We start from the raw sequence: 20,318 nt of genomic DNA on the forward strand, positions 1-20,318 counted from the left end.
TTATGTGGTCCTGATCAGGGTCTGATACCTGATGGCCACGGTTATGTGGCTCTTTTACATCATTTTGCGGCCGCGTGTAACCTCTATATCGAGATCTGTGATTTTTTTTCTCAAGGTATTGCGGTTGATTCCCAAGAGATCAGCACATTTAGCCTGATTCCCTGCCGTGGCGGAAAGGGCAATTTCGATCAACGGTGCCTCAATCTCGCGAAGGATCCGCGCGTACAGCCCCGGGGGCGGCAACATTGACCCGTGTTGGTCGAAATACCGGCGCAAATGCCGCTCGACCGACGCGCCCAGCTTTTCCGTGTTTGCCTGTGCGCGCAAAGGTTCGGGATCGGGCTGCGCGCCCAGCACCTGTTCGGCTTCGGTCTGGGTAATTTCAGGCGCGCGGCTGGTCAGCGCCAACTGCCGCATAGCGTGCTCAAGCTGGCGAACGTTGCCGGGCCATTGGTAGTTGGCAAAGACCTTCGCGGCCCCTTCGGAAAGGGCGCGCGGCGCGGTGTTGCCGGTTTCAGAACGCTCCAGAAAATGCGCCGCAAGCAATCCGATGTCTTCTACACGGTCGCGCAAGGCCGGCACATGCAACGTCGCACCGGAGAGACGGTAATATAGGTCGCGCCGCAATGTGCCGGCCTTCATCGCGGCGGCCAGATCGGACTGGCTGGTGGCCAGAAAACGCGGCGCATGGTCGCCGGGCGTGTCCATCATGCGGGCGATGCGGGCCTGAATTTCTTCTGAGAAATCACCGATTTCATCAATCAGCAACGTCCCCCCGCGCACCCGTGCAAGGACGCGCGCAGGCCCTTCAATATCCTGCAGTTCGGCAGAGTTGACGGTGACGAAGGGCAGATTGCGACGGTCCGAGAAGTCGTGAATGGCTTTGCCGATCAGGGACTTGCCGGTGCCCGATTCACCCCAGATCAACACGGGCAGATCGGTGTTCATCACCCGTGCGACAACGCGGTACAGCGCCTGCATCACCGGCGTGCGCCCCACCAAGGGCAGATCGTCGCGGTCGCCTGCGTCATTCGTTTCGACAACGCGGCGCGGTGCCCCGTTGCGCTCCAGCGCGCGGGCCGTGCGCTTCATCAGGTCGGGCAAGTCAAAGGGCTTGGGCAGGTAATCATAGGCTTCGGCCTCGGCGGCCTTGATCGCCGTCATGATCGTATTTTGCGCTGAGATCACGATCACCGGAAGGCCGGGACGGTCCTGGGCGATTTTCGGCAGCATCTCAAGGCCGTTGCCGTCGGGCATCACCACGTCCGAGATCACGACATCGCCTTTGCCTTCGCCCACCCACCGCATCAGCGTGGTCAGACTGGACGTGGCATGCACCTTGCACCCTGCCCGCGTCAATGCCTGGGTCAGAACGGTGCGGATTGTGCGGTCATCATCGGCGACCAGAACTGTACCATCCATGTTATCTCTCCTGTTGGGGGGCAAGGGGGGCGATTTGCGCGGCACCCATCTGCGCGGTATCGGCGCGGGGCAGCGAAATGCGGAATACGGTTTTGCCGGGGACCGAATTGACCGAAATCCAACCGTCGTGGTCGGAAATGATCTTGCTGACCAAAGCCAGACCAAGGCCGGTGCCGTTTTCGCGGCCGGAAACGAAGGGCTCGAAGATATCGGCGCGAATGCCTTCGGGCAAACCGGGGCCATCATCGATCACCTCGATCTGCAAGGGCAGCGACTGGCCCGTGCCATCAGAGCGGCGCATGCGGAAGGAATGTTCGTAATAACTGTGCAGGCGGATCGTGCCGCCCTGATCGCCCGCCGCCTCCGAGGCGTTTTTCAGCAGGTTCAGGATCACCTGTAGCAGTTGATCCTTGTCGCCCAAGGCGTGGGGCAAGGACGGGTCATAATCTTCGATGATCCGCATCCGCGCGCCAAACCCCAACAGCGCCGAACGGCGCGCGCGGTCCAGAACATCGTGCAGGTTCATCGATGTCCGCTCAGGCGGCATCAGATTGCCGAATTGCTCGACCTGCTCCAGCAGCTTCACGATGCGGCGGGATTCCGCGACGATCAGATCGGTCAACTCAAGATCTTCGGCGTTCAAGTTCATGCTTAGCAACTGCGCGGCACCGGTGATACCCGCCAGCGGGTTCTTGATCTCGTGGGCCAGCATTTCAGCCATGCCGATCGCGGATTTCGCCGCGGATTTGACCGAATTGTTCTGGGTCATACGCCCGGCAAGTTCGCGCGGCGTGATCATCATGATCATATCGCCGTCGGTTCCGGTCAGAGCCGCCAGATGCAAGGCGCATTGCAAGGGCGCGCGCTGGCCGCTGCCGACATCGACATCATTGACGAACAGCGGTGTGCCGTTTTCGCGGGCACGGGCAAAGGCTTCTTCCAGAGGGGCATCTACGGCGATCATGTCCCAGACCGGCATGCCCTTGGCGTATTTGGCCGAGGCATTCAGGAACCCTTCGGCTTCGGGGTTCATGTCGAGGATCTTGTCATCGGGACCGATCAGAACCGCAGGAACCGGGAGGGAGCTGAAAATGGTGTCATTCTCGATATCCATCATGCCGCCACCAGTTCCTGGCCGGGATGCATGGCCGACGGGATCAGGTGTTGGACGGTCTGCACATCAGGTGCCGTCAGCACAGAGCGGCGCAGATCGCGCGGCGTGGCGCACGTGTCCATGTACCAGCCCAGATGTTTGCGCGCGGCGCGCAGTCCGATGGTGACCCCGTAAAACCGGATGATTTCTTCATAATGATCCCCGACCATGCGCGCAAAGTCAGCGCCTTGCGGCACGACCGGTGCAGGAGTGCCATAAAGTTGGTGCGCAATCTCGGCCAGGATCCAGGGTTGCCCTTGCGACCCGCGCCCGACCATCACCCCGTCCGCGCGCGATTGGTTGAGCGCCGTGCTGGCGGAGTCAGTGTCGATGATATCGCCATTGGCAATCACCGGGATCGACACGGCGTCTTTTACCTTGGAAATCGCGGCCCAATCCGCAGCACCCTTGTAGAACTGGCAGCGCGTACGGCCGTGGATGGTGATCATCGTGATGCCGGCAGCTTCGGCGGCAGCGGCGATCTGGGGGGCGTTCAGCATCGCGTCGTCCCAGCCCAGGCGGGTTTTCAACGTCACAGGCACCTTGACTGCGTTCACGACGGCTTCGATCAGGGTCAACGCATAGTCGGGCGTGCGCATCAACGCCGATCCGGAATAGCCTTGCGTGACCTTCTTGGCTGGACAGCCCATGTTGATGTCGATGATCCGCGCGCCCTGTGCTTCGACCATCCGGGCCGCTTCGGCCAGCGGGGCGGCTTCGCGACCGGCCAGTTGTACGGCGGTCCCCTCGATCCCGAGGCCAAGCTCGGCCTTCTCGCGGGTGCCGGGGCGTGCGTTGATCATGTCTTCGCTGGCGACCATTTCGGACACGACAAGACCGGCCCCGAAAGACGCAACCAGATTGCGGTACGGCAAATCCGTGATCCCCGCCATGGGTGCCAGCAAAACAGGCGGGTCGAGGGTAAAGGGCAGATCAGGCAGGGCCAAAACGCTTAATCCTTGTGCAGTTGATCTTGGTGTATCCCCATGATGGGGTAAACTCAATCAATCCAAAGCAGATTGCGGGGTATTTACGCATCGGATGCTTAATTTTTAGGCGGCTCTGGCGGGGCGTTGCACCTGACGGTACCAATGCTTAGAAATATAGCGTGAAACAGGGGGCTCGGATGTCATCACCGCCAAGAATTGCCGCACTCATCGTTGCTGCCGGGCGTGGCACCCGCGCGGGTGGGCCTGTGCCCAAGCAGTGGCAGTCCCTGTGTGGTAAGCGGGTGATCGACCATACGCTGGCGGCGTTTCAGCGCCATCCGGCGATCAGCCAGATCATCGTCGTCCTAAGTCCGGCGGACATGGCCGAGGCACCGGGGTTTGCGGCGCAGGGCTGCGTAATCGCGCAAGGCGGTGCGAACCGCGCAGAATCAGTGCGCAACGGGCTGGCGGTTATGGCGGCGGATCAGGTGTTGATACATGATGCGGCCCGCCCTTGCGTTTCGGCCGATGTGATTGACGCCGTCATCGACGCGCTGAGGGACGTACCCGCCGCCGCCCCCGGCCTGCCGGTTACCGACGCGCTGTGGTTGGGAGAAGACGGAGAGGTTGCAGGCACCCAAGACCGCACCGCCCTTTTTGCCGCTCAGACACCGCAGGGGTTCGATGCGGATGCGATCCGGCTGGCCCATGCCACATTTGACGGAATTGCTGCCGATGATGTCGAAGTCGCACGTGCCGCGGGAATGGCCGTTGCCATCACCCCCGGCAGCGCCGATAACCTGAAAATCACCATGCCGGGCGATCTGACCCGCGCTGCCCGAATATTGGAGGCCTCATTGGACATTCGCACTGGCAACGGTTTTGACGTACACGCCTTTGGTCCCGGCGATCATGTGACGCTTTGCGGCGTGAAAATACCGCATGATCAGGGGCTTGTCGGCCACTCGGACGCCGATGTGGGGATGCATACGGTCACTGATGCGATCTATGGCGCACTTGCGATGGGGGACATCGGCCAGCATTTTCCCCCCTCTGATCCGCAGTGGAAGGGCGCTGAAAGCCACATTTTTCTGACCCATGCCGCAGACCTTGCCCGCAGCGAAGGGTTTACCCTGACACATGTCGATTGCACGTTGATCTGCGAATATCCCAAAGTCGGTCCCCATGCCGCCGAGATGCGCCGCGTGATGGCGGCGTATCTGGGGCTTGAAATCTCGCGCGTGTCGGTCAAGGCGACCACATCGGAGCGGCTTGGCTTTACCGGCCGCGGCGAAGGCATCGCCTGCATGGCCACAGCAACATTGGTGAAACTATGAAATTTGCAAAAATGATCGGTACCGTTCTGGGTGTCGGCTATATCCGCCCTGCCCCGGGCACTTGGGGGTCCCTTGTTGCCCTGCCCTGGGGGTGGTTGCTGCATGTGATCGGCGGATTTCCATTGCTGGTTGCTGGCGTCGTGATTGCCTTTGCCGCTGGCTGGTGGGCGACGGCGCAAATGACCGCCGGCAGCACCGACCATGACCCGTCAGAGATCGTGATTGACGAGGTCGCAGGTCAGTGGATCGCGCTTTTGCCGCTCAGCTATGCGGCGTGGACGATGGGGTTGAACATCTTGGAGATGTGGCCGGGCTGGATCGCGGCGTTTGCCCTGTTTCGTCTGTTCGACATCTGGAAACCCTTGCTGGTGGGCTGGGCCGACCGGCGCGGCGATGCGTTGGGGGTGATGTTGGATGATGTGATCGCGGGGCTGTTCGCGCTGCTCGGCGTTATTGCGATGGCGGGACTATATCATGGCCTTCTCTGACGCGGCGATTCTGCTTGAACGGGCCAAGGCGCGCGGCGTTATGTTTGCCTGCTCCGAAAGTTGCACAGGCGGCATGGTTGCGGCGGCCCTGACCGATTTGCCCGGATCGTCCGGGATGTTCGATCGTGGCTTCGTCACCTATACCAACGCGGCCAAGATCGACCTTCTGGGGGTTTCGCCTGCGACGCTGGACCAATTCGGTGCCGTTTCCCAAGAGGTTGCCCGCGAGATGGCGCAGGGCGCGCTGGCGCGTTCCATGGCGCAGATTGCAGTGTCGATCACCGGGATTGCAGGGCCCGGCGGGTCCGAACACAAACCCGAAGGGCGCGTTTGCTTTGGGCTGGCCTCGCGCAACATCCTGCAGGCCGAGACATGCGACTTTGGCGCTTTGGGGCGTGATCGGGTCCGTCTTGCTGCGCGCGATCATGCATTGTCATTGCTTTTGCAGGCTGTTTCATAAACGCACAAGTTTGATGCAGCAGGTCGCCCAAAGCGCCTAAATAACGGTCACATCGCAAACCGCCTTAAAAATAGCCGTGTGCGCCTGTATTTTATCTTTATTCCCAAGGCCGCATCCGCTTCACCCCCATACAACTAAAAAATCCGATGGGGGGACATCACATTATGAATGCCGCAGATACAGCCTGGATCATGACCGCGACGGCCTTGGTCTTGTTCATGACATTGCCGGGGCTTGCCCTTTTTTACGGCGGGCTCGTGCGCAGCCGCAACGTGCTGAGCGTGTTCATGCACTGCTATGCCATCGCCTGCTTGATGAGCGTGCTTTGGTTCCTGTTCGGCTATTCCATTGCTTTTGGATCCGGGACATCAGGGTTCTGGGGCGGTCTGGACAAGATGGGCTTGAACGGTGTCACCGCCGACAGCCTGTCGGGCACCCTGCCCGAGGTCTTGTTCTTCGCGTTCCAGATGACCTTTGCCATCATTACGCCCGCGCTGATCGTCGGTGCCTATGTTGAGCGGATCGGTTTTGGCTTTGTCCTGCTGTTTTCGGGCCTGTGGATGCTGCTGTGCTATGCGCCGGTGGTACATTGGGTCTGGGGCGGTGGTTTTCTGGCGGATGGTGGCATCTTCGGCGAGATCGGCGCGCGTGATTTCGCGGGCGGTATCGTGGTGCATGAAACCGCAGGTCTTGCGGCGCTGATCGTCGCTATCTTCCTTGGTCCGCGGATGAACCACAACACGCCGCCGCATAACCCCGGTTACGTGATGATCGGTGCCGCGATGCTTTGGGTCGGTTGGTTCGGTTTCAACGGCGGCTCGCAACTGGCGGCTGACGGTGGCGCGGCAATGGCGATCACGGTCACGCATATCTCGGCGGCGACCGCGTCGCTGACCTGGGCGCTTTGGGAGCGGGTTAAATTCGGTAAATCCTCCATGGTGGGCATCGTGACCGGTACGATTGCGGGGCTTGCGTCGATCACGCCCGCCTCCGGGTTCGTCGGGCCATGGGAGGCGTTGCTGATCGGTGCCGTCGCGGGTGTTCTGTGTCAGGAAGCCGTCGTCCTGATCCGCAACAAGATCAAGATTGACGACACGCTGGATGTCTTTGCGGTGCACGGTGTGGGTGGTATCTTTGGCACGATCATGATTGCCGCCTTCGGGGCGGGCACTTGGGCGGCGCAGTTGGGATCACTGGCGATCGTCGGGGTCTACACCACGGTCGTCACGCTTGTGCTGGTATTCATCTGCAAGGCGATCACTCCGCTGCGCGTGTCAAAGGACGAAGAAACCTCAGGCCTGGATATTTCGGTCCACGGAGAGCGCGCCTACGATCACACGAGCTGAGCCATCAGGGCGGCGGCATCGTCGCCCTGACACGCAACCCACAGGGCATCGGCTTGCGCCTGCCCCAATAGCCCCGCCGCCTTGGACCGCAGCTTTGACGCGCGGATGTCGGCGGGGATCGCGGCATTCAGATCATGCTGCAGTTCATGAACGTCGCCGTTTTTCAAAGTTATCTTTACCCGCGACTGCATCTCGGACAGGTCCGGGTTTTCAGCTACGTTGATCAGGTTCCGCAGCGATATGACATCGCTGCGTGTAGTGATCGCTTCGGTATAGCTGGCGATGGCCCCGGTGTCTTGGCCCAGCAAAGACATGGCGGCAGTCTGACGGTAGCTGAATTTCGCCCCCAGCCCTGTGTCCGGATCCGCGATGTTGCAAACGCTCATCCAGCGCGGATGGGTTTCAATGTCGATCCGCGCGATCACGAGGGGGTCGATCTGCGTATCGCCCAATGCCTCGAGCATGGCGTGCAACCCGTGACAGCAGGCGTGAAACTTGTGGCTGATGCTTTCGATCTGCCAGACGCCCTGCCCGATCGTCGCCAACGCCGCTTCATCGCCCTCTCCGTGATGGGTCGGGCCAAAGCCCAGAGGTCCGGCCAAACCGTCCGGTGCCGCTGTCATGCCGGCCTGTGCCCAGACTGCCGCCTCGACCCCTGCACGCGCTGCAAGCCCGGCGTTCAACGGTTTCGCCATGGTTCCGAACTGGGATTTCAGGCCCGAGGCCAAGCTGGCGCAGAGCCCTAGCGCCATCCGTGTCCTGTCTGCATCAAGCTTCATCAGACGGGCCACGGCCAGCGTCGCGCCGAAGGCTCCGGCGGTTGCGGTCTGGTGATAGCCAACCTGATAGTGATCGCGGCCCAGCCAGATCCCCACATGAATGGACGCCTCGATGCCCAAAGTTGCCGCTTCGATCACTTGCGACAGCGCAAGGCCATCCCGTTCTGCGATTGCCAGAACGGCAGGCAGAACGGCGACAGAGGGGTGTCCGATATGGGCGAAATGGGTGTCGTCGTAATCCAGCGCGTGGGACAGGGTCCCGTTGATCAGCGCGGCCGTTGCCACTGGCAGCTTCCCACCGCCCAGAACCGTTGCCTCGGCAGTACCGCCGCTGGCGTGATGGACCGCGACAAAGCCGTCGAAAGCGCTGTCTTGCGCCCCCGCAATACCGCAGGCGGTCCAGTCAAACAGCGACAGGCGCAACATGGCCAAGGCATCCCGGGGTGGCTGCGTTTGCGCAAAGCGGATCAGATGGTCCGTAATTCCCGGCATGGCGTTGTCCTGTCTAGCTTGGGGTTCCATAAAGTGCGGCCGCACGTTTTTCGAAGGCGTGCACGACCCGCTGCATCGCCTCGTTGAATACGACGCCGATGATCTTTTGCAGAACCATATTCTTGAACTCGAAATCTACAAAGAAATGCACCTTGCAACCGCCGTTGGGCGCGTCTTCGAAATGCCAGTTGGATTTCATGAACTTGAACGGCCCGTCCAGGTATTCGGTGTCGATCTTTTTGGCTTCGGGCCATAGCACCACGCGGCTTGTAAAGCGTTCGCGGAATACTTTGAAACTGATCACCAGATCGGCGTCCATCACCTCGTGATCGCCTTTGTCCTCGCGGCTTTTGATGCGCGCGGCGGCGGTCCAGGGCAGGAAGTCGGGGTATGACGCCACATCGGCCACCAGATCATACATCTGTTGGGCGGTATAGGGCAGTTCGCGGGTCTCTGAATGGGTAGGCATTGATTTCCGTCTGTCTAGAAGTTAGCCCTTATGGAGTCTTAAACGCCCCTTTTTCAAGGTAGAATCCATGCCGACGCCCCCTTATGTCATCGACGAAATGATCTCGGCCAAGGCGATTGCCGCACGGATCGAAGAACTGTGCCGCGAAATCCAAACGGAATTTGAAGGCACGAACAAGTTGACCGTCGTGGGGCTGTTGCGCGGGTCCTTCGTGTTCATCGCCGATCTGGTGCGTGAACTGGACCTGCCGATTGAGGTCGATTTCCTTGAGGCCTCAAGCTATGGCGACGGCATGGAAAGCAGCAGGGAAGTGCGTATTCTCAAGGACTTGCGCGGCGCAATTGAAGGGCGCGATGTGCTGGTCGTCGAAGATATCGTCGATACGGGCCATACCCTGCATCACGTGCGCAATCTGCTTATCTCGCGCGAGCCTGCACGGCTGAAAACCATTGCCTTGCTGGATAAACCCAGCCGGCGCGAGGTCGACATGAAAGCGGATTGGACAGGGTTCGAGATCCCGGATGAATTCGTCGTGGGCTACGGGATCGATTTCGCGCAACGTAACCGCAACCTGCCCTATATCGGCAAGGTCCGTTTCACATCATGAACATCGTATGGTTCATGCGGATGAAACGCTGGGTGCAAAACCCGCCGTCGCCACGGCGGGTGAAGTTCATCTTTGGCATTATTTTGATCGCGGCCATCATCTTTGGCGTGGAATACGCCGGCTATTGGCCGGACTGGGCGACGGCTGAACGTATGGGCCGCCGGTTTTAACCTAGCCTTTCGCCAATTTGGCGTTACGCGCGGCACGCAACCGCGCGAAATCATCGCCTGCGTGATAGCTCGACCGTGTGAGCGGTGTGGCAGATACCATCAGGAACCCTTTTCCGAACGCCGCCTTTTCGTAGGATGCGAATTCGTCAGGATGCACGAAGCGGTCCACGCGGTGATGCTTGGGCGTGGGTTGCAGATATTGGCCGATGGTCAGGAAATCGATGTCGGCGGCGCGCATGTCCTCCATCACCTGAATGACCGATTGCCGATCTTCGCCCAGTCCAACCATGATGCCGGATTTGGTGAACATCGACGGATCCAGTTCCTTGACCCGTTGCAGCAGGCGCAAGCTGTGGAAGTAACGCGCGCCGGGTCGGACCTCCGGATACAGGCCCGGCACGGTCTCAAGGTTGTGGTTGAACACATCGGGGCGCGCTTCGACAACGATTTCAAGCACGGATGGATCGCAACGGATGAAATCCGGCGTCAGGATTTCAATTGTGGTGTCAGGCGACCGCTTGCGGATGGCGCGGATGGTCTGGGCAAAGTGTTCGGCACCACCGTCTGCGATATCGTCACGGTCGACGGATGTGATGACAACATGGTTCAGCCCCAGTTTGGCAACCGCATCGGCAACGCGACCCGGTTCGAACACGTCCAGATCCTCGGGCGGCTTGCCGGTGGCGATGTTGCAGAAAGTACAGGCCCGCGTGCAAACCTCGCCCATGATCATCATGGTGGCGTGGCCTTGGGACCAGCATTCGCCGACATTCGGGCAGCCTGCTTCTTCGCAGACCGTCACCAGTTTATTGTCGCGCATGATCCTGGCAGTTTCGGCATAACCCTGCCCACCCGGAGCTTTTACGCGAATCCACGACGGCTTTTTGGGCTGCGGATTGTCGGGGCGTTTGGCTTTTTCGGGGTGGCGCTGCTCGGGGATTTTAAGGTCGCGCATGATCAGGCTCCGTTTGTCGGTTCACGGTCTATGTAGTCGCTTCGGGGCCGGCTTGGAAGGGGGTGCTTGCGCAGGGGTGTTAACCGCTTTCTGCAAGCTTTCTGATCGCGCCGTCTGGAAAAATATCAAAACGGCAAAGTTTTGCGGCGATTTTCTTCGCTTTCTACGAGTATCCCGTTAGGGTTGATATTATTTTAATGCCAATGCCAATGCCAATGCCAATGCCAAAGGGAAGCTTTCATGAGTGCAAATTCCGTCAGACATGACGTCATTATCATCGGGTCAGGCCCCGCAGGTCTGCAAGCGGCATATTATTTTGCCAAAAAGGGTATTTCATTCAAGGTCTTGGAACGGTCTGACAAGATCAGCGCGTTCTTGCGTCAGTTCCCAAGGCACCGCCAGTTCATTTCGATCAACAAGGTTCATACCGGGCTAAGCAACCCTGAAACCCGTCTGCGCCACGACTGGAATTCGCTGCTGAACGACGAAGGGCTTTTGTTCAAGGACTGGAGCCGCAAGTATTTCCCCAGTGCCGATGATTTCATCAGCTACGCCGAAACCTTTGCCAAGCCTTTGGCGGACCACATCGTGTGCAACGCCGATGTGAGGAAGATTGAAAAATCCGGCGACACGTTTGTGATTTCCTGCGCTGATGGCACGACCCATCAGGCTGGTAATGTGATCGTCGCCACCGGTGTCAGCCAGGCGTGGGATCCGGGAATCGAAGGGTTCGAGCTGGCCGCGAATTACACTGAATTCGATACCGACCCCGAGCGTTACGAGAACAAGCGCGTGCTGATCCTGGGCAAGGGGAACTCTGCCTTTGAGACAGCCGATTCGCTGTTGGAACACGCCGCCAGCATCCATGTGATGAGCCCCAACCCGATCAAATTCGCATGGCAGACCCATTTCGTGGGCAATTTACGGGCCGTGAACAATAATTTTCTCGATACCTATCAGTTGAAATCGCAAAATGCGGTGATTGACGCCCAAGCGCTCGAGATCACCAAACAGGATGGCGTTTATACCGTCCGGGCCAAGATGACGGCGGCCGAAGGTCACGAGATCGTCCTGACCTATGACCACGTGATCGCCTGCACCGGTTTTCAATTCGATAACTCCATATTTGACGCGGCGATCCAGCCCCGCCTGCGTCATTTCGACAAATTCCCCGCGATGACCGGCGAATGGGAAAGCGAAAATGTCGATGGCCTGTTCTTTGCGGGCACGATCATGCAGTCGTGTGACTATAAAAAGACCATGTCCGGCTTCATCCACGGCTTTCGCCATAACGTGAAATGTCTGGCCGACCTGATTTCGGCACGGGTTCAGGGCGGATCCTATCCGACGGTAACGACCCCCCTGTCGCAACCGCAGTTGCGCGATTCGATCATCGAACGGCTCAGCACCGCGTCCGGTATCTTTCTTCAGCCCGGTTTCATGGCTGATGTGATCACGCTGGATGGTCCCGAAACGGGCAAGACCTGGCAGGACATCCCGCTTTCCTGGGTGCAAAACGCACCATTGAATGCAGGAACGTATCTTCAGGTCACGTTGGAATACGGCGATTTCGGCTCCGATTCGCTGCATGTGAAACGACAGAACAACGTCTTTGGCAAAGAACCCGATGCCTTTATTCACCCGGTCATACGTCTGGTGACAGATGGAAAGGTGATGGATGAAATGCATCTGGCGGATCATCTGGATGCCGATTGGCGTCCGCGCGCTGCACGCGGCGGCGATCAGGGCACTGTCTTGCAGATGACGTTTCAGGACGCGGGCGGTGTGGTGGATCCGGCTGACGTGGCCAGCCAGCAGTTGGATGCGTTCCTGCGCCGGATCGGCATGGGCGACATCGCGCAATCAACCGCGGCCGAATAACGCCCCGACCGAAGCGCCACATAAGTTGATGGCGCGGCGTGTGAAAGCCGCGCCATCCCCCTGTCAGATCGGTCTTTATCCTAGCCGATCATTGCGCTGCCCGGACCAAGCGTTTCATCGTAATGTTTCCGGAGTCGCATCAATGCGATGCGCAGCACAATCTTGCCCGACCGGGCAGACCAGCCCAGCCGTTTTTCCGTGGTCTCAAGGCCTTCCAGATAGCAGCAACAGCGCAGCACCACATCCGACAGGCCCGGCCCCAATTCTGCCAAAGCCGATGCAACCCGTGCACGCGCCGCCGATGGCGCGCTGCCTGCGAAGGACGCAGGCGCACCGTCACCGCCGGGCGTCAGAAACCGCTCCCAATTCTGAGTGATCTTCTCTCCCATCTGTGACAACTCGAAATCCTCGCGCAAACGCTCTCCGGCCTGAACAAGAGTATCGGTCAGGAATTGCGTACCATCCTTGTCGCGACGGCGCGCAAGCGCGGCAAGGGGGCTTTCGGCCAGATTGTAGCGCATCCGGCGCGCGCCGCGTTTGACGGGTTCGTCATCGTCGTCATAGCCCTGCCCCTGAAACGAGGTTTGCGCTTCGGCAAACCCGTCCGGTCCACGCGGGCTGTCAACCTCGAGCAATTGCTCAAGCGCCGTGCGCCCGGCCGCAGTGATGTAATAGCGTGATATCCGCCCGCCGCCGTTGGTCGCGATCCAGCCTTTCAACGCCATGGCTTGCGCAATCGGGCGGTCCACGACAGCGGTGCGCGTGCTTGCCCCGCTTGCCCCGTCGCGTACCACGACGGCTTTTTCCATTTCGGCGGCGATGGCCAGAACAGCACCGGTTTCGCACAAACGTCGCAGAATACGCCGTGCCTCGCGGGTCAGGGTTTCATCATCGGGCATCGACGGGTTTGCAGCCTGTGTCATGGGCATCTTGTCCTTGTTGATAATCATCTTGTTCCGGCTCACGCGGCCCAACGTTTCGAGCGCGTCATCGACAAGCGGATCGTCGCGGCGGGTCTCGATCTTGCGGATTTGGCGCAGAATGGTCGACGCATGGCAGTCCGCCGACCGTGCAAGTGCGCGGATCGGGCGTCCCATCTCCACGTGTGAAAGGTAATGTCGGGCCTCGGTTGGAACCCAGCTTGGGATGCCTCCGCCCATAGGCGGTGTCATTGATGGAGTGCCGATTTGCGTTGCCATGCCTGCGTCCTTTCCTAAAGCGACCCTGGATTTTGTCCACAGAGTTATCCACACAACCTAAGGATGCACTGGTTACCTATTTGTTAAAATTAGCTCCGTTCCTTCATCATTGTTTCTAAAGCATAAACAGTTGTGACTGTGGCGTGCGGATGCACCGTGCGCTGCGCAACAGCCCTAGATCCTGTGGGACAGTTACCCCGAAGCGTCACCATTCCGGGACGTGCTGCCTAGATCAAGGACTTGAAAACATGCAGGATATCCTCTCCCGTCTCAACGCCATCCACCGCCCGCACCTGTTGATGCGCGCCGCCCGGATCGGGGCCGAAAACTATCGCCGCAGCATCCATCTGCGGCGTTTGCTGGGGTTCGATGTCCTGCCGCGAAGTGGTGCAGCATTAATACAGTTGATCGAAATCGAAGCCGAACTGAACGCCGAACGCAAAATGGCGGATGCAGGCTACAGCCTGATCCGCCATGTCGAGGTTTTGATCGCGATGATCGGCGAAGCACGCCTTGTGCGCACGACACCGATCGAGGTTACATAAAGCTGTCTGGCTCCGCAGCTTTGCGGGCAGCGACAAAAGCATCCAACGCTTCGACGATAGCCGGTTCCATTGCAGGCTGAACGTAGTCGCCCAGCAGTTTTTCGACCCGTGCGGTGGCCAGCGTTTGCGTATCGCGCGCGCCCTCATCTGCCCAGGTCTCGAACGGTTTGTAATCCAGCAGATCGGATTTCCAGAATGCCTGCTTGAAGTTGGCCTGGGTGTGCGCACAGCCCAGATAGTGGCCACCCGGTCCGACCTCGCGGATGGCGTCCAACGCCTGCGCGTTCTCGTCCATCGGGATACCGCGGGCCAAATGGTGCAACGTGCCCAATTGATCCGCATCCATCACGAATTTCTCGAAGGAACTGACCAGCCCGCCCTCGAGCCACCCGCAGGCGTGCAGCATGAAGTTCACCCCTGACAGCAGGCCCATGTTCAGGCTGTTCGCTGTCTCGTAGGCGGCCTGCGCGTCGGGGAGTTTCGACCCGCAGAACGACCCTGCCGACCGGAATGGCAGCTTCATCCGCCGGGCCAGTTGCCCTGCCCCATAGGTGATGTGCGATGCCTCTGGCGTGCCAAAGGTCGGCGCACCCGAATTCATGTCGATCGATGTGACGAAAGCCCCGAAGATCACCGGCGCGCCCTTGCGGACCAACTGGCTGTAGGCGATGCCCGCCATCACCTCTGCCAGGACCTGCGTCAACGTGCCCGCAACCGACACCGGTGCCATCGCACCGCCGACGATGAAGGGAGAGATGATCGAGGCTTGGTTGTTTTCAGCGAAAACCTTCAATGCGCCCATCATCACATCGTCAAATGTCATGGGCGAGTTGATGTTGATCAGTGACGTCATCACCGTGTTTTCCTGCACGAAATCCGCGCCGAACAACACCTTGCACATATCGACCGAATCCTGCGCCCGGCTGGGTTCCGTCACCGACCCCATGAATGGCTTGTCGCTCAGGGTCATGTGGGCATAAAGCATGTCCAGATGGCGCTTGTTCACAGGCACGTCGGTCGGCTCGCAAACAGTTCCGCCCGAATGATGCAGCCACTTCGACATATAACCAAGTTTCACGAATTTGTTGAAATCAGCCATCGTCGCATAGCGCCGTCCGCCGACCGCATCGCGCACGAACGGCGGCCCGTAAACCGGGGCCAGCACCAGATTGCGCCCGCCGATCACCACATTGCGTTCAGGATTGCGCGCGTGTTGCGTGAATTCGGACGGCGCTGTCTTGCACAATTCGCGCGCCAATCCGCGTGGAATCCGCACGCGTTCGCCGGAAACATCCGCACCAGCCGCACGCCACAGCGCCAAAGCCTCCGGGTTATCGGGGAAGTTAACGCCGATATCTTCCAGAACCGTGTCTGCGTTGTATTCGATGATCTCAAGCGCTTCTTCGGTCAAGATCTCGAAGTTAGGGATATTGCGCTCAATGTATTTTGCCGTCTCAAAGGACACGGCTGACCGCTCTGCCCGCCGCGCCGCCCCACCGCCGCCACGCCCACGTCTTGCTGATTCCGCCATCGTTCACCCTTTTCGCTAAATTTGAGGTCTAGCTACCCCATTCATCCCCCCCCTTTGACGCAGATAGCGTCCTAAGACAGCAAAAACCGACATCCTTTCTTCTCTGGCTCAAAAATATCCCCGGGGTCTGGGGGCTGGCCCCCAGTCCACCCTTGCCACGCGCGCGATCCACCCATAATCAGTCACCATGACAGATATCACCCATGACCGCCTTCTCATCATCGACTTCGGCAGCCAGGTCACCCAGCTGATCGCCCGCCGTTTGCGTGAACTTAATGTGTTTTGCGAAATCCACCCTTTCAACACGGTGGATGACGCGTTCCTGCGCGACTTCGCCCCCAAAGCGGTGATTTTTTCGGGTGGGCCGTCTTCGGTCTTTGCCGAAGGTGCGCCGATGCCGCCGAAATCGGTCTTTGACCTGGGCGTTCCGATCCTGGGGATCTGCTATGGCCAACAGGTCATGATGCACTGTCTGGGCGGCAAGGTCGAACGCGGCCACGGAACCGCCGAATTCGGCCGCGCTTTCGTGACCCCCACCACAGACCGGCTGGACCTGCTCGATGGGTGGTTTACCACCGACCGCGAACAGGTCTGGATGAGCCATGGCGACCACGTCAGCGCCATCGCACCGGGGTTTGAGGTTTACGGCACTTCCCCCAACGCGCCTTTCGCAATCACGGGCGATGCGTCACGCCATTTCTATGCCGTCCAGTTCCATCCCGAAGTGCACCACACCCCGAACGGTGCCAAGCTGTATGAAAATTTCGTAAAACTCGCAGGGTTCAAGGGCGACTGGACGATGCGCGCATACCGCGAGGAAGCCATTGCCAACATCCGTGCACAGGTGGGTGATGCCAAGGTGATCTGTGGCCTCTCCGGCGGTGTTGATTCTTCCGTTGCCGCCGTTTTGATCCACGAGGCGATCGGCGATCAGCTGACCTGCGTTTTCGTGGACCACGGTTTGCTGCGCAAGGGCGAGGCCGAAGAAGTCGTGACCATGTTCCGCGACAACTACAACATGCCGCTGATCCACGCCGACGAACAAGATCTGTTTCTGGGCGAGCTTGACGGCGTGTCCGATCCGGAAACCAAGCGCAAGATCATTGGCAGGCTCTTTATCGACGTGTTCCAGAAGCATGCGACTGCCGTGGGCGATGCCAAGTTTCTGGCCCAAGGGACGCTGTACCCCGATGTCATTGAATCGGTGTCGTTTTCCGGTGGTCCTTCGGTCACGATCAAATCGCACCACAACGTCGGCGGCCTGCCCGAAAAGATGGGCCTCAAGCTGGTCGAACCACTGCGCGAGCTCTTCAAGGACGAGGTGCGCGCCTTGGGGCGCGAACTGGGTCTGCCCGCCAGCTTCATCGGTCGCCACCCCTTCCCCGGCCCCGGTCTTGCGATCCGCTGCCCCGGCGAAATCACACGCGAGAAACTGGCCATCCTGCGCGAGGCCGATGCGGTCTATATCGATCAGATCCGCAAACATGGTCTTTATGATGAAATCTGGCAGGCCTTTGTGGCGATCCTGCCCGTGCGGACAGTCGGCGTGATGGGCGACGGACGGACTTATGATTTCGCTTGCGCGCTGCGCGCCGTGAATTCCGTGGATGGCATGACGGCTGATTACTATCCATTCACGCATGATTTTCTGGGTGAGACGGCCACGCGGATCATCAACGAAGTCCCAGGCATCAACCGCGTCACTTACGACATTACCTCGAAACCTCCGGGTACCATCGAATGGGAATGATCTGAGTTTATGACAACAGTGCTTTTCGGCGTTTCGCAAATGTCGCGTAGGTCGGGGGCACTCACGTCATGTTGCATAATAATTGATATTGGGCGTGGTGTTAAATAAAGTTGCGCCCAATATAGCTTCATTATAGTTCAACCGAGTGTACCTCTCCGAAGGTTTGTCTTTGTTGAGTAGTTAATTATTAAACGTGGCTCTTCCATTCAAAGAAGCAAGGGCCGCCCTGAAGGACGGACCTATGGCAACTCTCAAGCATGTCACGCCTCGTTATATTGTTGACCGGCTATCGGTCGTTCTGGACGAAAAGCGTAACCCCAATCATCCGTGGCTCACCAAGGAGTCCGTTGAATTGTTGGCGCAGCTCTTGCGCAAGCAAGACGTCGGGGTCGAATTCGGTTCTGGCAGAAGCACGCGATGGTTCTTGTCCAAGATTGCCAAGATCACGTCCATCGAAACCCACGAAGGATGGTATAAGAAGGTCAGTCAGGATTGCGAAAGCGAAATCGCATCGCAGCGGATGGTGTATCATCTGGCAAGCGATGTTGAATCGTTTGAAAAGATCATCGACGGTTTCGACAGCGACAGCATCGACTTTTGCCTTGTCGACGGGTCGCACCGCGATACCTGCGCGCTGTCCATGGTACCCAAGATCAAGACCGGCGGCCTGATGGTCGTTGATAACATCAACTGGTACATTCCGTGCGAAAACTCCACTTCGCCCAATGCGCGCCGTGCAACTGATGGCTATGCAACCGAGAAGTGGGAAGAATTTGCCCAGCTTACCAAGGACTGGCGCTATATCTGGACATCGAACGGCGTCAGCGACACCGGCATTTGGTTCCGCACCTGAACCGCTGATGAAATTTCAACGGACCCTGCCCTTTTTCAAGTTTTCAACGGTCAATAAAGCCATGCGATTCATTACGGCCAACGCTTTGGACGTCGCTAGGTGAGCCCGACCCTGAAGGCAGCCCTTTGGATGGGCGGGTCGATCAGTTCGTTTTCCGCAATGGCTGTGGCCGGTCGCGAACTGGCGGGCGTCTACGACACCTTCGAGATCATGATGTACCGGTCGGTCGTGGGGGTGCTTGTCGTCGTGTCGCTGGCCCTGCTGACCGGCAAGTGGCGACAGATCAACACGCGCAATTTCAGTCTGCAAATCTGGCGCAATCTGGCGCATTTCACGGGTCAGAATCTGTGGTTTTATGCGGTGACGGTGATTCCCCTGGCGCAGGTTTTCGCGCTAGAATTCACATCTCCGCTTTGGGTGATCGTCTTGTCACCGCTGATTTTGGGCGAACGTCTGACCAGGATCAGGGCCTTGGCGGCTGTACTGGGCTTTATCGGTATCCTTGTCGTCGCGCGCCCCACAATCGAGGGGATCAATGCCGGTGTGATCACCGCAGCAGCAAGCGCGATCTTCTTTGCCCTCACGATCATGTTCACCAAACGGCTGACCCGGACGCAGACCATCACCACAATCCTGTTTTACCTCACGGTGACGCAGTTGGTCTTTGGACTGGTCATGGCCGGATATGACGGGGATATTGCGGTGCCCACCCTGACGCACGCGCCGCTTTTGCTGTTGATCGGTGTCGCCGGATTGGTGGCGCATTATTGTCTGACGACCGCCCTGTCGATTGCACCAGCAACCGTCGTCGTGCCGATTGATTTCATTCGCCTGCCGGTGATCGCGATTATCGGGATGCTGGTTTACGCCGAGGCGCTGGATATTTGGGTGTTTGTCGGTGCGGCGATCATTTTTGCGGGCAACTATATCAATCTGTGGGTCGAAACCCATAAGAAACCGTAACTCGGGGATATTCCGGGCACCGTCTGGTGTATCTTCGGACCTTGCGATATTCAAAGCGAAACAGCTTTGATCCAAGGACCGCCCCCTATGCTTTATCCGACTGCCGACGCATGGCGCGCTGCACCGCGCAAAAAGGTGCTGGTTTTTGGCATGTCGGGCCTGGGCAAGACCCATATGGCGCATTTGCTGCGCGGGGCCGGCGACTGGTTCCATTACTCGATCGATTACCGCATCGGTACGCGGTACCTTGGTGAAACCATCACCGACAACGCCAAAGCCGAAGCGATGAAGGTGCCGTTCCTGCGCGATCTACTGCTGAGCGATAGCATCTATATCGGGTCGAACATCACCTTCGACAATCTGTCCCCCGTGGCGACGTGGTTGGGCAAACCTGGTGATCCGGCCAAGGGCGGCTTGCCCATGGCGGAATATGCCGCGCGGCAAGACGCGTTCAAACAGGCCGAGATTGCTGCCCTTCTGGACACAGCACATTTTGCCCGCCGTGCGAAGGCACTTTATGATTATCCGCATTTTATCTGCGACACTGGCGGGTCGATCTGCGAATGGGTGGACCCCGAAGATGATCACGATCCGCTGATTCAGGCGCTGTCCGAGGAATGTCTGCTGATCTGGATCAAAGGGGATGCCGCCCATACCCAGGAACTGATCCGCCGCTTTGACAAAGCACCTAAACCGATGGCCTATCAGCCCGAATTTCTTGCGCGGGTCTGGCAGGAATATCTAAGCGAAAACAACTGCGAAGAAGCCGACGTTGATCCAGATGCGTTCATTCGCTGGACCTATGCGCAGGCCCTTGCCCACCGCCAGCCCCGCTACGAGGCGATGGCCCGTTGGGGCGTTACAATCACCGCCGATCAGGTCGGTGCCCTGACGTCAGAGGCCGATTTTGTCGATCTGATCGCGGATGTCATGACAAGCTAGCCTTGGCAGCCCCCAACTTGCGCCCTATTTAAAAGCCCTCAACAGAC

At 58.9% G+C, this 20,318-nt stretch carries 20 protein-coding genes; 12 read left to right on the forward strand and 8 right to left on the reverse strand.

The features are described from left to right. Positions 1-54: 54 nt before the first annotated feature. From RGAI101_RS03370 to dusB, 3 genes are read right to left on the reverse strand one after another with little or no spacing between them, the layout of a single operon-like run. Positions 55-1,422, reverse strand: a complete 1,368-nt coding sequence (locus RGAI101_RS03370) for a response regulator (RefSeq protein ID WP_008228528.1) — start codon at positions 1,420-1,422, stop codon at positions 55-57. A 1-nt stretch (position 1,423) separates the two neighbouring features. Beyond that, positions 1,424-2,539, reverse strand: coding sequence for a two-component system sensor histidine kinase NtrB (locus RGAI101_RS03375; protein WP_008226540.1), 1,116 nt, complete (start codon positions 2,537-2,539; stop codon positions 1,424-1,426). Continuing rightward, a complete protein-coding gene (gene dusB / locus RGAI101_RS03380; RefSeq protein ID WP_008226681.1) occupies positions 2,536-3,522 on the reverse strand; it encodes a tRNA dihydrouridine synthase DusB in 987 nt (328 codons plus the stop codon). The genes RGAI101_RS03375 and dusB overlap by 4 nt, the downstream gene beginning before the upstream one ends. A gap of 179 nt (positions 3,523-3,701) precedes the next feature. Here dusB and RGAI101_RS03385 point away from each other — a divergent pair, with 179 nt between their 5' ends. From RGAI101_RS03385 to RGAI101_RS03400, 4 genes are all read left to right on the forward strand, one after another. Next, on the forward strand, positions 3,702-4,841 hold the full coding sequence (locus tag RGAI101_RS03385) for a bifunctional 2-C-methyl-D-erythritol 4-phosphate cytidylyltransferase/2-C-methyl-D-erythritol 2,4-cyclodiphosphate synthase (protein ID WP_008225974.1): 1,140 nt from the start codon (positions 3,702-3,704) through the stop codon (positions 4,839-4,841). Beyond that, on the forward strand, positions 4,838-5,329 hold the full coding sequence (locus RGAI101_RS03390; RefSeq protein ID WP_008228185.1) for a phosphatidylglycerophosphatase A family protein: 492 nt from the start codon (positions 4,838-4,840) through the stop codon (positions 5,327-5,329). The genes RGAI101_RS03385 and RGAI101_RS03390 overlap by 4 nt, the downstream gene beginning before the upstream one ends. Beyond that, the gene (locus RGAI101_RS03395) at positions 5,316-5,789 is read left to right on the forward strand and encodes a CinA family protein (RefSeq protein ID WP_008225997.1); all 474 of its coding nucleotides are present in this window, start codon (positions 5,316-5,318) and stop codon (positions 5,787-5,789) included. The genes RGAI101_RS03390 and RGAI101_RS03395 overlap by 14 nt, the downstream gene beginning before the upstream one ends. 164 nt (positions 5,790-5,953) lie before the next feature. Continuing rightward, positions 5,954-7,135 (forward strand): ammonium transporter, encoded by a 1,182-nt coding sequence (locus RGAI101_RS03400; protein WP_008227342.1) that lies wholly within the window; start codon positions 5,954-5,956, stop codon positions 7,133-7,135. Here RGAI101_RS03400 and RGAI101_RS03405 read toward each other — a convergent pair. Beyond that, positions 7,123-8,406: an MmgE/PrpD family protein gene (locus RGAI101_RS03405; protein ID WP_008229116.1), complete on the reverse strand. Its 1,284-nt coding sequence runs from the start codon at positions 8,404-8,406 to the stop codon at positions 7,123-7,125. The genes RGAI101_RS03400 and RGAI101_RS03405 overlap by 13 nt on opposite strands. Positions 8,407-8,419: 13 nt before the next feature. Next, positions 8,420-8,875 (reverse strand): type II toxin-antitoxin system RatA family toxin, encoded by a 456-nt coding sequence (locus RGAI101_RS03410; RefSeq protein ID WP_008228587.1) that lies wholly within the window; start codon positions 8,873-8,875, stop codon positions 8,420-8,422. Positions 8,876-8,942: 67 nt separating this feature from the next. On the opposite strand from RGAI101_RS03410, the gene hpt reads away from it, so the two are divergent. Further along, entirely contained in the window at positions 8,943-9,482 is a 540-nt protein-coding gene (gene hpt, locus RGAI101_RS03415) for a hypoxanthine phosphoribosyltransferase (protein ID WP_008229056.1), read from the forward strand. Continuing rightward, entirely contained in the window at positions 9,479-9,652 is a 174-nt protein-coding gene (locus RGAI101_RS22080; protein WP_037227264.1) for a hypothetical protein, read from the forward strand. Before hpt ends, RGAI101_RS22080 begins: the two co-directional genes overlap by 4 nt. Position 9,653: 1 nt before the next feature. Here the strand turns inward: RGAI101_RS22080 and lipA are convergent, their stop codons facing one another. Continuing rightward, a complete protein-coding gene (gene lipA / locus RGAI101_RS03425) occupies positions 9,654-10,607 on the reverse strand; it encodes a lipoyl synthase (RefSeq protein ID WP_008224950.1) in 954 nt (317 codons plus the stop codon). A gap of 240 nt (positions 10,608-10,847) precedes the next feature. Between lipA and RGAI101_RS03430 the strand changes: the two genes are divergently transcribed. Next, on the forward strand, positions 10,848-12,488 hold the full coding sequence (locus RGAI101_RS03430) for an NAD(P)-binding domain-containing protein (RefSeq protein WP_008225143.1): 1,641 nt from the start codon (positions 10,848-10,850) through the stop codon (positions 12,486-12,488). A gap of 80 nt (positions 12,489-12,568) precedes the next feature. On the opposite strand, the gene RGAI101_RS03435 is transcribed toward RGAI101_RS03430, so the two are convergent. Beyond that, entirely contained in the window at positions 12,569-13,687 is a 1,119-nt protein-coding gene (locus tag RGAI101_RS03435) for a DUF6456 domain-containing protein (RefSeq protein WP_254655237.1), read from the reverse strand. 248 nt (positions 13,688-13,935) lie between these two features. Between RGAI101_RS03435 and RGAI101_RS03440 the strand changes: the two genes are divergently transcribed. Then, positions 13,936-14,232, forward strand: a complete 297-nt coding sequence (locus RGAI101_RS03440) for a DUF6477 family protein (protein ID WP_037227266.1) — start codon at positions 13,936-13,938, stop codon at positions 14,230-14,232. Here RGAI101_RS03440 and RGAI101_RS03445 read toward each other — a convergent pair. Continuing rightward, positions 14,225-15,763, reverse strand: a complete 1,539-nt coding sequence (locus RGAI101_RS03445) for a trimethylamine methyltransferase family protein (protein WP_037227268.1) — start codon at positions 15,761-15,763, stop codon at positions 14,225-14,227. The two genes, RGAI101_RS03440 and RGAI101_RS03445, sit on opposite strands and share 8 nt — an antisense overlap. A 187-nt stretch (positions 15,764-15,950) precedes the next feature. On the opposite strand from RGAI101_RS03445, the gene guaA reads away from it, so the two are divergent. From guaA to RGAI101_RS03465, 4 genes are all read left to right on the forward strand, one after another. Continuing rightward, positions 15,951-17,513 (forward strand): glutamine-hydrolyzing GMP synthase, encoded by a 1,563-nt coding sequence (guaA, locus tag RGAI101_RS03450; protein WP_008227523.1) that lies wholly within the window; start codon positions 15,951-15,953, stop codon positions 17,511-17,513. 241 nt (positions 17,514-17,754) lie between these two features. Continuing rightward, positions 17,755-18,366, forward strand: coding sequence for a class I SAM-dependent methyltransferase (locus RGAI101_RS03455; RefSeq protein ID WP_008228233.1), 612 nt, complete (start codon positions 17,755-17,757; stop codon positions 18,364-18,366). A gap of 129 nt (positions 18,367-18,495) precedes the next feature. Further along, positions 18,496-19,329: a DMT family transporter gene (locus RGAI101_RS03460; protein ID WP_083791998.1), complete on the forward strand. Its 834-nt coding sequence runs from the start codon at positions 18,496-18,498 to the stop codon at positions 19,327-19,329. 87 nt (positions 19,330-19,416) lie between these two features. Continuing rightward, the gene (locus RGAI101_RS03465; RefSeq protein ID WP_008228822.1) at positions 19,417-20,271 is read left to right on the forward strand and encodes a hypothetical protein; all 855 of its coding nucleotides are present in this window, start codon (positions 19,417-19,419) and stop codon (positions 20,269-20,271) included. Positions 20,272-20,318 lie beyond the last annotated feature (47 nt).

The organism is Roseobacter sp. GAI101 (assembly GCF_000156335.1).
Classification (GTDB): domain Bacteria; phylum Pseudomonadota; class Alphaproteobacteria; order Rhodobacterales; family Rhodobacteraceae; genus Sulfitobacter.